Here is a 12,307-nt window from a genome sequence, read left to right on the forward strand (position 1 = left end):
TTTTCCGGATCAGAGACAGGAACACGAACATGACCGACGACACGATCCTCGACATCCACGGACTCTCCAAGATCTACGGCGAGGCGGTCGCCCTCGACCAGGTCGACCTCACCATCAAGCGCGGCGAGTTCTTGACCTTCCTCGGGCCGTCCGGCTCGGGCAAGACCACGACGCTCAACCTGATCGCCGGCTTCATCGATCCGTCCACCGGCAGCATGCTGCTGAACGACAAGCCGATCGAGAAGCTGCGGGCCCACGAGCGCAACCTCGGCGTGGTGTTCCAGCACTACGCGCTGTTCCCGCACATGACGGTGGCCGACAACGTCGAGTACCCGCTGAAGCAGCGCAAGGTCGGCAAGGAGGAGCGCAAGCGGCGCGTCGCCGAGGCGCTCGACATGGTGCGGCTGTCGCAGTACGCCGACCGCTACCCGAAGCAGCTCTCCGGCGGCCAGCAGCAGCGCGTCGCGCTCGCCCGCGCGGTCGTCTACCGCCCGCCGATCCTGCTCATGGACGAGCCGCTCGGCGCCCTCGACAAGAAGCTGCGCGAGTGGCTGCAGCTCGAGCTGCGCCGCATCCACCGCGAGCTGGGCAGCACGTTCATCTACGTGACGCACGACCAGGAGGAGGCGCTCGTGCTCTCCGACCGGATCGCGGTGTTCAACGAGGGCCGCATCGAGCAGATCGGCACGGCGCACGAGCTCTACGACCAGCCGAAGACCCTGTTCGTCGGCAAGTTCATCGGCGAGTCGAGCGTGTTCAAGGGGCACCTGAAGGGCGATGCGGTCGTCGCGGGCGACCTCCGGTTCTCGGGCCGGGGCGACGCGCCGGAGGGGCCGGTGGCGGTGCTCGTGCGCCCCGAGAAGCTCGAGGTGTCGGACGCGTCGGGCGACTCGCTGTCGGCCGAGGCGACCAACCGCGTGCCCGGCGTGATCGAGGACATCGTGTTCCTCGGCTCGGCGGTCAAGTACAACGTGACCACCGCCATCGGCGACGCCGTGGTGCGCGTCCCGGTGGAGCGCTCGGTCGCCGCGAGCATCGGCGACAAGGTGATGGTGGGCTGGCGCACCGAGGACGCGGTGGCGCTCGCCGACGACGAGTAGGCGGACCGCGCTGCACGAGCGCCCGGGGCTTCGGCCCCGGGCGCTTCGTCGTTCCGGGGGCCCGCACCGGCCCGCACCGGCCGGGGTCGCCGGGCCGGGTCGTCGGTCGTCGGGTACGAACGCCGGTCGTCGAGTACGAACGCCGGTGCGAAGTTCGTACCCGCCGCCGATTGCCGGGCCCGATCCGAGTTGGCAAGCTGGCATGAGCGCGACCGCCGGCGCTCGCCGGGCGTCGGAGAACCGGGCATCGAAGAGGAGCCTCCATGCACACCGAGAACCGTTTCGTGCTCACCCTGGAGTGCGAGAACCGCGTGGGCATCGTCTACGCCGTCGCCCGCTTCCTCGCGGAGCGCGGATGCAACATCGTGGACAGCCAGCAGTTCGACGCGAAGCGCGAGAACCGCTTCTACATGCGGGTCGAGGCGGAGCGCCCCTCGGCGACGCCCCTCGACCGGCTGCGCGAGGAGTTCGCGGGCACGGCCTCGGAGTTCGGGATGCAGTGGTTCCTCGGCGACGCGGGGCAGCGGATGCGCACCATCATCATGGTCTCGCGCACGGACCACTGCGTGAACGAGCTGCTGGATCTCTGGCAGAGCGACCTGCTGAACATCGACGTCGCGGCCATCGTCGGCAACCACGACGCGCTGCGCCCCATCGCCGAGCGGGCGGGCGTGCCGTTCCACCACATCCCGGTGACCGCCGAGACGAAGCCCGCGGCAGAGGCGGCGCTGCTCGCTCTCATCGAGCGGACCGGCGCCGAGCTCGTCGTGCTCGCACGCTACATGCAGATCCTGAGCGACGAGCTGTGCGCGCGGCTCCCGGGGCGCATCATCAACATCCACCACTCCTTCCTCCCCGGCTTCAAGGGCGCCAGGCCCTACCACCAGGCGTTCGAGCGCGGCGTCAAGGTGATCGGTGCGACCGCCCACTACGTCACCGCCGACCTCGACGAGGGGCCGATCATCGAGCAGTCGGTGTTCCGCGTCGACCATCGCGCCACCCCCGAGGACCTGACGGTCGCGGGGCGCAGAGCCGAGCGCGCGGCCCTCGCGCAGGCGGTCGCCTGGCATTCGGAGCGCCGCATCTTCGTCGACGGCCTCCGCACGGTCGTCTTCCCCTGACCCCAGCTCTCACCGAAGGAATCCCATCATGGAACGACTCGTCGACCGCTCGATCAGCGCGTCCCTGTTCACCGACACCTCCCGCGACGCGCTGCCGCAGCGAGCGCGCACGGTCATCGTGGGCGGCGGCATCGTGGGTGCCAGCACGGCGTACCACCTCGCGCTCGCGGGCGAGACCGATGTGCTGCTGCTCGACTCCGGGGTGCTCGGGAGCGGCACGACGTGGCACGCCGCCGGCCTCGCGAACCGCGTGCGGGCGACCGAGACGCTCACGGGCCTGTCGATGTACGGCACCTCGGTGTTCCAGCGCCTCGAGGAGCTCTCGGGCATCGAGGTGAACTGGCAGCGCTCGGGATCCTTCGCGCTGGCCCGTACCCGCGGCCGCCTCGACGAGCTGCACTACCAGCGCAACGTGGCCGCCCAGCTGGGCATCGAGGCCGAGCTCGTCGGCCCCGACGCCATCACGAGCATCTGGCCGCTCATCAACCCGGCGGGCGTGCGCGTCGGCCTGCACATCCCGGATGACGGCCACGTCAATCCGGGCTTCGCCGCCATCGCCTTCGCGAAGCTCGCCCACGAGCACGGCGCGGCGATCCGGGAGGACGTGCGCGTCACCGAGCTGCTCGCGTCGGGCGGCAGGATCACGGGCGTGCGCACGGAGCAGGGCGACGTCGAGGCCGAGCGCGTCGTGCTCGCGGCAGGCCTGTGGAGTCGGGACCTCGGCCGCACCGTCGGCGCGGCGCTGCCCCTGTACGCCGCCGAGCACGTCCACGTGCGCTCGAACCCGATCGCGGGGGTGGAGCCGGGGCTGCCGGTGCTGCGCGACCTCGACCACCACTACTACGCGAGGCACGAGCGGGGGCGCCTGCTGATCGGGGCCTTCGAACCCGAGGGGCTGCCGCGCGGCGCCCACGAGATCCCGAGCGGCGGCTTCGCCGAGTTCGACGCCGACTGGGAGCACTTCGACGCCATCCGGGTGCACGCCGAGCGGACACTGCCCGCGGTGCAGCGGGCGGGCTACGACCGCTTCCTCAACGCACCCGAGAGCTTCACGCCCGACGCGAACTTCCTGCTCGGCGAGACGAACGAGGTCGCGGGGCTCTTCGTGGCCGCCGGCATGAACTCGCAGGGCATCACCTACGCCCCCGGCGTCGGCCGCGAGCTCGCCGCCTGGATCCTCGAGGGGACGCCGCAGTTCGACGCCTCGAGCGTGGACGTGCGCCGCTTCTCGCGGCACCAGGCGAACCGCCGCTACCTGCACGAGCGCACGAGCGAGGGGCTCGGTCGGGTCTACGCGACGCACTGGCCGAATCTGCAGATGTCGTCGGCCCGCAACGTGCGCCGCACGCCGCTGCACGCGCGGCTCGCCGAGCTCGGCGCCGTCTTCGGCGAGGCGAACGCGCTCGAGCGGGCGAACTGGTACGTCGATCCGGGGGCGACGCCCGAGATCGAGTACAGCTACGGCCGCGCCAGCTGGTTCGAGCGCGTGGGCGAGGAGCACCGGGCGGTGCGCGAGAACCTCGGCATCTTCGACCTCAGCCCCTTCGCGAAGTTCGAGGTGGCCGGGCCCGACGCGCTCGCGGTGGTGCAGCGCACGTTCACCTCGAACCTCGACGTCGAGCCGCACCGCGCGGTCTACACGCTGCAGCTCAACGAGGCCGGCGGCATCGAGCTCGACTGCACGGTCACCCGCCTGGCCCCCGACCGCTTCATGGTGGTCTCGCCGAGCGCCACGCAGGACAAGACGCTGTCGATCCTGCGCCGCGCCGCCGAGGGCGCCGCTGCAGCGGTGTTCGACGCCACGGCGGCGTACGCCACGATCCTGGTAGCCGGCCCGCGATCCCGCGAGCTCATGCAGCTGGTCTCGCCCGAGGACTGGTCGGACGGGGCCCAGCCCTACCTCCACGGGCGGGAGGTCGAGATCGCCGACGGCTTCGCCTACGCGCTGCGGGTCAGCTTCGTCGGGGAGATGGGCTACGAGCTCTACGTCTCGAGCGACCTCGCCGTGAACGTGTTCGACGCCCTCTGGGAGGCGGGCCGCGGCCTCGGAGCGAGGCTCGCCGGCTACTATGCGCTCGACTCGATGCGCGCCGAGAAGGGGTTCCGCCACCTCGGCCACGACATGGGCCCGGCCGACGATCCGCGGTCCGCCGGCCTCTGGTTCACGGTCGACCTCGAGAAGGGCGACTTCCTGGGGCGCGACGCCATCGCCGACCTCACGCCCGCCGACATCACCCACCGCACCGTGTACTTCAGGATCGACGATCCCGAGCCCGTGCTCGTGCACGACGAGACGGTGTTCCGCGACGGCGTCGCCGTGGGCCGCGTGCTGAGCGGCAACTACGGCTACACGCTCGGCGGGGCGGTGGGACTGGCCGCGATCGACCCCTCCGTCGACGTCGCATCCGGAGCCTGGGAGGTCGAGTGCGGGGCGGGCGGGCACTACCCGGCGACCGTGTCGCGGCGGCCGCTCTACGACCCGAAGGGCGAGCGGATGCGCGGGTAGCGCGATCCCGGGCTCCTCGCGTCCCGGCGGCGTGCGGGATCCGGCGCCCGGGGCGGGCGCCCGGTGTGCTTACATGGCTGCATGGTCATGACCGTCGCGGAGCTGCTGTCGAGCCCGGCCCTCGGAACGCGCCTGCTCGCGGGATCCGGGGGCGCGGACCGCCCCGTGCACTGGGCGCACACCTGCGAGGTGCCCGACCCGTGGAACTTCCTCTCGGCCGGCGATCTGCTGCTCAGCGACGGCTACAGCTTCCCGGCGGATGCGCAGGGGCAGATCGCGTTCCTGCGCGAGCTGCGGGAGGCCGGCATGTCGGGGCTCTCCCTCGGAGCGGGGGTGGAGGCTCCGCCGGTGACGGCGGAGGCGATCGCCTACGCCGACGCGCACGACTTCCCCCTGCTCGAGACCCGCTACAGCGTGCCCTTCGTCATGGTCGCACGCGCGGTCGCCGACTCCAACAGCCACGCGGGAGCCGGGCGGCTGACCCGCATCCTGCGCGTCTACGACGTGCTGCGCCAGACCCACGCGCACGAGACGGTCGACCGCCTGCTCGACAACCTCTCGGAGGAGCTCGGCGCCGGGCTCCACGTGGTGAGCGTGCGCACCGGGCGAGATCTGCTGCCGCGCTCGCAGCCGCTCGCCGGCGAGGTGCGGGCCGCGGTGATCGCCGAACTCGATCCCGACACCCGGAGGCTGCCGCCCATCGGGCGGCTCCAGACCCCCGCGGGCGCACTGCTGGTGCTCCCGCTGGTGCACGAGGAGGGTGCGGTGATGCTCGCCGGGCCGGGAGCGGACGCCGGGCCGGGAGCGGACGCGCCCGACCTGGTCGTGCTGCAGCACGCGGCCACGATCGCGGGGCTCGACGCGGCGCGGCGCGGCGTCGAGGAGATGCGGCGCCGGACGCGAGGCGGCGAGCTGTGCCGGCGCCTGCAGGAGGGCTCGCTCTCGGAGGAGGCGGGGACGCGCGGGCTGCGCGAGGAGGGGCTCGGCGACGGGCCGTGGGTGGCCGCCTGCCTGGAGGGGCCGGGCGCCGATGCCGAGGAGGGGCCGGTCGAGGCCCTCGCTCGGGCTTCGGAGCCGCCCCCGCACCTCTTCCTGCGCACGGCGGCGCACGCGCTGGTGATCCTGCCCGCGGATCGCGCGGAGGAGCTTCGCCGGCTGGCGCGCGCGGGCGGCGCGACCGTCGGCCTGGGGGAGCCCTTCGGATCGATCGCGAAGGCGGGCGACGCCGTGCGCGAGGCCGGGTGGGCGCTCGAGGCCGCCCGCAGCAGCGGCGCCGGCAGCGCCGCGTACGGGGAACGCCCCGGTCTCTTCATGCCACGCACGGTGAGCGAGGGGGAGGCCGTCGTCGAGGAGGTGCTCGGGGCCGCGCTGGCCTACGACCGGGAGCGGAGCGCGGGCCTCGTGTCGTCGCTCGAGGCGTTCTTCGAGGCGAACCGATCGTGGCAGGGCGCGGCGAAACGGCTCGGGATCCACAAGCAGACCCTCGTCTACCGGATGCAGAAGCTCGAGGAGCTCACCGGCAGGAACCTGCGCGACTTCGGCGACCAGGCGGAGCTCTACCTCGCGCTGCGGACGCTGCACCTGCTCGACCCGGTCGACCTGCCCTGACGGTCCCGCTCGGTGGGCCCGGGCGCTCGGTGGGCCCGGGTGCCCGGTCCCCACTTCAGGTCGGCGGAAGAGTACCCGAATCGGGCTCTGGAGAGCAGGTTCTGCCGAGCTCGTGCGGTCGTCGTCGCCGCCAGGATCGCGCGGTCGGCCGCCGGGATCGCGCGGGGCGGGGCCCGGGCGCGCCGAGAACCTGAGAGTTGAGTGTATTCGACTCAAGTTTGGATGCGCCCGCTTGACTCCGTCCCGACGCGGACTAAACTTGAGTGCATAAGGCTCAACCCCGCGGCGGAATCTCCCGCTCCGGGGTCGAGCCGAGAAGAACCTCCGACCGCGACCGCGGTCGCTTCCAGAACCAATCGTAAGGAGAACGCATGTCACGTGCAGTCGGCATCGACCTGGGAACCACCAACTCGGTGGTCTCCGTGCTGGAGGGCGGCGAGCCCACCGTCATCGCGAACGCCGAGGGGCTGCGCACCACCCCCTCCATCGTCGCATTCACCAAGGATGGCGAGGTGCTCGTCGGCGAGACCGCCAAGCGCCAGGCCGTCACGAACGTCGACCGCACCATCTCCTCCGTCAAGCGCCACATGGGCACCGACTGGAGCACGGAGATCGACGGCAAGAAGTACACCGCGCAGGAGATCAGCGCTCGTACGCTGATGAAGCTGAAGCGCGACGCCGAGACGTACCTCGGCGACAAGGTCACCGACGCGGTGATCACCGTGCCCGCCTACTTCAACGACGCCGAGCGTCAGGCCACCAAGGAGGCCGGTGAGATCGCGGGCCTCAACGTGCTCCGCATCATCAACGAGCCGACCGCTGCGGCGCTCGCCTACGGCCTCGACAAGGGCAACGAGGACGAGCTGATCCTCGTCTTCGACCTCGGAGGCGGCACCTTCGACGTGTCCCTCCTCGAGGTGGGCAAGGACGACGACTTCTCCACCATCCAGGTGCGCGCCACCTCGGGCGACAACCGCCTCGGCGGCGACGACTGGGACCAGCGCATCGTGGACTGGCTGATCACGCAGTTCAAGAACTCCTCGGGCGTCGACGTGTCGAAGGACAAGATCGCGCTGCAGCGCCTGAAGGAGGCCGCGGAGCAGGCGAAGAAGGAGCTGTCGAGCGGCATGACCGCGCAGATCCAGCTGCCCTACCTGTCGCTCACCGAGAACGGTCCCGCGAACCTCGACGAGACGCTCACCCGCGCGAAGTTCGAGGATCTGACGAAGGATCTGCTCGAGCGCACCCGCAAGCCCTTCGAGGACGTCATCAAGGAGGCCGGGGTCAGCGTCTCCGACATCGCGCACGTCGTGCTGGTCGGCGGATCGACCCGCATGCCCGCCGTGACCGAGCTGGTCAAGCAGCTCACCGGCGGCCGCGAGCCCAACAAGGGCGTGAATCCCGACGAGGTCGTGGCCGTGGGCGCCGCGCTGCAGGCCGGCGTGCTGAAGGGCGAGCGCAAGGACGTTCTGCTCATCGACGTCACCCCGCTGTCGCTCGGCATCGAGACCAAGGGCGGGCGCATGACCAAGCTCATCGAGCGGAACACCGCGATCCCGACCAAGCGCTCGGAGACCTTCACCACCGCCGACGACAACCAGCCGTCGGTGTCGATCCAGGTCTTCCAGGGCGAGCGCGAGTTCACCCGCGACAACAAGAACCTGGGCACCTTCGAGCTGACCGGCATCGCCCCGGCCCCCCGAGGCGTCCCCCAGATCGAGGTGACCTTCGACATCGACGCCAACGGCATCGTGCAGGTCTCCGCGAAGGACAAGGGCACCGGCAAGGAGCAGACGATCACGATCTCGGGCGGGTCCACCCTCTCGAAGGAGGACATCGAGCGCATGGTGCGCGAGGCCGAGGAGCACGCCGCCGAGGACAAGAAGCGGGCGGAGGCCGTCGAGCAGCGGAACGCTGCCGAGCAGCTCGCCTACTCGGTCGAGAAGCTCATCCAGGAGAACGAGGACAAGCTCCCCGAGGATGTGAAGACCGAGGTGCAGGGCGATCTCGACGCGCTCAAGCAGGCGCTCGCCGGCGACGACGACGCTGCGGTGAAGACCGCCTCCGACAAGCTGGGCGAGAGCCAGCAGAAGCTCGGCCAGGCCATCTACCAGGCGGCGCAGAACGAGGCGCCCGAGGCCGGGTCGGAGCAGGCGGAGTCGAACGACGAGGACGTGGTGGACGCCGAGGTCGTCGACGACGATGAGGAGAAGAAGTAACCATGGGGAACGAGGAACAGCGCGATCCGGCGTCGGGTGAGAACCTGCCGGGCGACGAGGTTCCTGCTGCGGGGTCGGAGGGTGAAACCTCCGGCCCCGAGCCGCAGGAAGAGGGTCTCACGGTGGAGGACATCCTGAACGCCGAGCAGACGGGGGAGGCCGCATCGGCCGACGCCGACTCCGATGCCGACGCGGGGGCCGGGGCTTCCGCCGATGCGGAGGCCGGAGCCGAGGCCGCCGGGCAGACCGAGGCCGACAACCCGTACCTCGAGGATCTGCGTCGGATCACCGCGGAGTACGCGAACTACCGCAAGCGCACCGAGGCGAACGCCGAGGTCGAGAAGCAGCGCGCCGTCGCCGCCGTGGTGAACCCGCTGCTGAGCGTGCTCGACGACCTGGATCGTGCCGAGAAGCACGACGACCTGGTCGAGGGCACCGCCTTCGCCACGATCGCGCAGAAGATCCGCGCGACGATGGAGCGTCTGGGGGTGGAGAGCTTCGGGACGACCGGCGAGCCCTTCGATCCTTCCATGCACGAGGCGATCGCCCAGGTGCCGGTTCCCGGCACCGAGGAGCAGACCGTCCTGGACGTGATCGAGCGAGGCTACCGCATCGGCGACGTCGAGCTGCGCCCCGCCAAGGTAGCGGTGGCGGTGGGGGCTGATGGCTAGTCAGGATTGGCTCGAGAAGGACTTCTACCAGATCCTCGGCGTCTCGAAGGATGCCAGCGATGCCGAGCTGAAGAAGAAGTACCGCAAGCTCGCACGCGAGTACCACCCCGACTCCAAGCCCGGTGACGCGGCGGCGGAGGCGAAGTTCAAGGAGATCAGCGAGGCGTACTCGGTGCTCTCCGACAAGGAGCAGCGCGAGGAGTACGACCAGATCCGAGCCATGGGCACGGGCGGCGCCCGATTCACCTCCGGCGGCCAGGGGTTCGAGGACGTCTTCGGCGGCATGTTCGGGCACGGCGGCCGCGGCGCCGGCTTCAACTACCAGCAGGGCGGCGGCCAGGGGTTCGAGGATCTCTTCGGCATGTTCGGGGGCGGCGCCCCGCGCGGCCCCCAGCCGGGTCGCGACATCCAGGCGACCACGACCCTCGACTTCGAGACGGCCGTGCGCGGCAACACCGTGACCCTGCAGACCTCCTCGGGGGCGACGGTCAAGGTGAAGATCCCCGCCGGCGTCGCCGACGGTCAGAAGATCAAGGTGCGCGGCCGGGGCGAGCCGAGCCCGAACGGGGGCCCGGCGGGGGACATCATCCTCACGGTGCACGTGCGGAAGCACCCGGTCTTCGAGCGCGACGGGCAGAACCTGCGGCTGACGCTGCCGGTGACCTTCTCGGAGGCGGCGCTCGGGGCCACCGTCGAGGTGCCGACCCTCGGCGGCGCACCGGTGAAGCTCAAGATCCAGCCGGGAACCCCGAGCGGTCGCGTGCTGCGCGTCAAGGGGCGAGGGGTGCAGAGCTCGAAGGGCACCGGCGATCTGCTCGCCGAGGTCCAGGTGGTCGTCCCCGCGCACCTCTCCGACCAGGCGCGGGAGGCGCTCGAGGCGTTCCGCGCCGTCGAGCCGCAGGAGAACCCGCGCGAGGACCTGCTCTCCAGGGCGCGGGCGAGCTAGGGGAGGGGAGGCATCATGGCGACACCGCAGATGGACCGCTACACGCCCGTGTTCGCGATCGCGGCCGCGGCGGAGCTCGCCGAGATGCACCCGCAGACCCTGCGCCAGTACGACCGGATCGGCCTCGTCTCGCCCCAGCGCACGCGCGGCAACACGCGCCGCTACTCGCTCCACGACGTGGAGCAGCTGCGCGAGGTCTCCAGGCTGAGCGCCGACGGCCTCAGCCTGGAGGGCATCCGCCGCGTGCTCCAGCTCGAGGATCGCGTGCGCGAGCTCGAGGGGCGGGTGCGCGAGCTCGAGCGCGCCCTCTCCGACGAGCTGCTGAAGCACCCCGAGCGACGCGTCTTCGCGGCCGGCGCGGCCGGCGAGGTCATCACGCTCCGCCGGGGCACGCGCGTGCGCCGCAGCTCCGAGGTGGTGCTGTGGAGGCCCGGTGAGCGCGGTGCGGAGCGCTCCCCGGACCATCCAGGGCGGCCTGAGTGAACCTGTCGGAGGCCGAGGCCTCGGCGCTCTCCGGACTCTTCGCCGCGCTGTCCCGGCGGCCGGATCTCGAAGCGCCCGAGCTCCTCGCGCACGACGCGACGGACGCCCTGCTGCTCGAGACGGCGGCGGCCGGGATCCGGGGGAGCGACGGCGATCTCGTCGTCATCGGCGACCGGCACGGCGCGCTGACGCTCGGCGCCGTGGGCGTGCTCGGCGCGAATCGCGTGCGCACGCATCAGGATCCCCTGCTCGGCGAGCGCGCGCTCGCCGCCAACGCCGAACGCATCGGGATCCCGAGCGGAAGCTTCGCCTCGCACGGCCTCGACGCCGGCCTTCTGGAGGGCGCCCGCGTCGTCCTGATGCAGCTGCCGCGCGGTCTCGAAGCGCTCGACGAGACCGCCGCGGCGATCGCGCGCTGGGCCCGGCCCGACGTCCGGGTGTACGCCGGCGGCCGGGTGAAGCACATGACCCGCGCCATGAACGACGTGCTCGCGCGCTCCTTCGCCGAGGTCCGGGCCGGGCTCGGGCAACGCAAGTCCAGGGTGCTCACCGCCGCGGGACCGCGGGATCCGGGCCCCGCGAGATTCCCCCGCTGGGGCGAGGATCCCGACCTCGCGTTCCGCGTCGCCGCACACGGTGCGACCTTCGGCGGCGCGACGCTCGATCACGGCAGCCGGCTGCTGCTCGTGGGTCTCGCCGATGCGGCTCCCGACGCGCGGCGGATCGTCGACCTGGGCTGCGGCAACGGGGTGCTGGGCGTCGCCGCCGCGCTGGCCAGACCGGCGACGAGGGTCATCGCCACGGATCAGTCGGCGGCCGCCGTGGCCGCGACCGCGCTCACGGCAGAGGCCGCGGGCGTCGCGGAGCGTGTGGAGGTGCATCGCGCCGACGCGACGGAGGCGGTCCCAGACGGCTGGGCCGAGCTGATCCTGCTCAACCCGCCCTTCCACACGGGCGCCGCGGTGCACGCCGGCGTCGCCCACCGCCTCATCCGATCCTGCGCCCGCGCTCTCGCGCCGCGGGGCGAGCTGCGCATCGTCTTCAACTCGCATCTGGGGTACCGGCCCCTGATCGAGCGGGTCATCGGCCCGACGCGTCAGGTCGCCCGCGACCGCACGTTCACCGTGCTGTCGGCCGTCCGTCGCTCGCCAGGAGCGCGGACTCGATGAGCGACGTCGGGAGGGTGGCCTCGAGGAGCGCGGAGTCGCGGAGCGCGAGCGTCAGGAACGCCGCCGGCGCTGCTGCGCCCGCGCCCTGATGAGGTCGCGCGCGGTCAGCTGGTGCTCGCGATCGCCGTAGTCGTCGGCGGTGATGCCGGTGACGAAGGCCCCGGGATCCATCTCGAGCGCGGTCGCGATGCGGATCAGGGTCTCGACGGCGGGACTGGAGACGCCCCGTTCGATCTTGCCGATGCTGGTCCAGTTCACCTCGGCCAGCTCGCCCAGATCCTCGAGCGAGATGCCGAGCTCCTGGCGGGCCGCTCGAATGCGACCGCCGATCTCACGGGCGGCGTCTGAGTGGAACTTTGGCACCGGTCCAGCGTGCTCGCATCGTGCGGCAACCACCAGAACTGCAACGCACAGGTGGTTTGAACACTGGCCTGAGACGCATCGTTGCGCCCTCTCCAGGCTTTCCCCGGCCGCGGCTGCCTAC

10 protein-coding genes are annotated in these 12,307 nt (G+C 71.5%); 9 read left to right on the forward strand and 1 reads right to left on the reverse strand.

What is annotated here, in order from left to right; all coding sequences use genetic code 11:
- Positions 1-29: 29 nt before the first annotated feature.
- From JD276_RS00710 to JD276_RS00750, 9 genes are all read left to right on the forward strand, one after another.
- Positions 30-1,100: an ABC transporter ATP-binding protein gene (locus tag JD276_RS00710; RefSeq protein ID WP_200112758.1), complete on the forward strand. Its 1,071-nt coding sequence runs from the start codon at positions 30-32 to the stop codon at positions 1,098-1,100.
- A 263-nt stretch (positions 1,101-1,363) separates the two neighbouring features.
- The gene (gene purU, locus JD276_RS00715; protein WP_200112760.1) at positions 1,364-2,221 is read left to right on the forward strand and encodes a formyltetrahydrofolate deformylase; all 858 of its coding nucleotides are present in this window, start codon (positions 1,364-1,366) and stop codon (positions 2,219-2,221) included.
- Positions 2,222-2,249: 28 nt separating this feature from the next.
- Entirely contained in the window at positions 2,250-4,727 is a 2,478-nt protein-coding gene (locus tag JD276_RS00720; RefSeq protein ID WP_200112762.1) for a GcvT family protein, read from the forward strand.
- Positions 4,728-4,808: 81 nt separating this feature from the next.
- Entirely contained in the window at positions 4,809-6,335 is a 1,527-nt protein-coding gene (locus JD276_RS00725) for a PucR family transcriptional regulator (RefSeq protein WP_200112764.1), read from the forward strand.
- Between the two features lie 371 nt (positions 6,336-6,706).
- Positions 6,707-8,554 (forward strand): molecular chaperone DnaK, encoded by a 1,848-nt coding sequence (gene dnaK / locus JD276_RS00730; RefSeq protein WP_200112766.1) that lies wholly within the window; start codon positions 6,707-6,709, stop codon positions 8,552-8,554.
- Between the two features lie 2 nt (positions 8,555-8,556).
- Complete coding sequence (locus JD276_RS00735; protein ID WP_200112768.1) at positions 8,557-9,225, forward strand: nucleotide exchange factor GrpE; 669 nt, start codon at positions 8,557-8,559, stop codon at positions 9,223-9,225.
- Complete coding sequence (locus JD276_RS00740; protein WP_200112770.1) at positions 9,218-10,171, forward strand: DnaJ C-terminal domain-containing protein; 954 nt, start codon at positions 9,218-9,220, stop codon at positions 10,169-10,171. Before JD276_RS00735 ends, JD276_RS00740 begins: the two co-directional genes overlap by 8 nt.
- A gap of 15 nt (positions 10,172-10,186) precedes the next feature.
- Positions 10,187-10,654 carry a heat shock protein transcriptional repressor HspR gene (locus JD276_RS00745; protein ID WP_233615155.1) on the forward strand — a complete coding sequence of 156 codons (468 nt, stop codon included), beginning with the start codon at positions 10,187-10,189 and terminating at the stop codon, positions 10,652-10,654.
- Positions 10,651-11,823, forward strand: coding sequence for a class I SAM-dependent methyltransferase (locus JD276_RS00750; protein WP_307866373.1), 1,173 nt, complete (start codon positions 10,651-10,653; stop codon positions 11,821-11,823). Before JD276_RS00745 ends, JD276_RS00750 begins: the two co-directional genes overlap by 4 nt.
- A 51-nt stretch (positions 11,824-11,874) precedes the next feature.
- Here JD276_RS00750 and JD276_RS16070 read toward each other — a convergent pair whose 3' ends face one another.
- Positions 11,875-12,186 (reverse strand): helix-turn-helix domain-containing protein, encoded by a 312-nt coding sequence (locus JD276_RS16070; protein WP_200112772.1) that lies wholly within the window; start codon positions 12,184-12,186, stop codon positions 11,875-11,877.
- Positions 12,187-12,307 lie beyond the last annotated feature (121 nt).

Source organism: Leucobacter chromiisoli (assembly GCF_016522505.1).
Classification (GTDB): Bacteria; Actinomycetota; Actinomycetes; order Actinomycetales; family Microbacteriaceae; genus Leucobacter; species Leucobacter chromiisoli.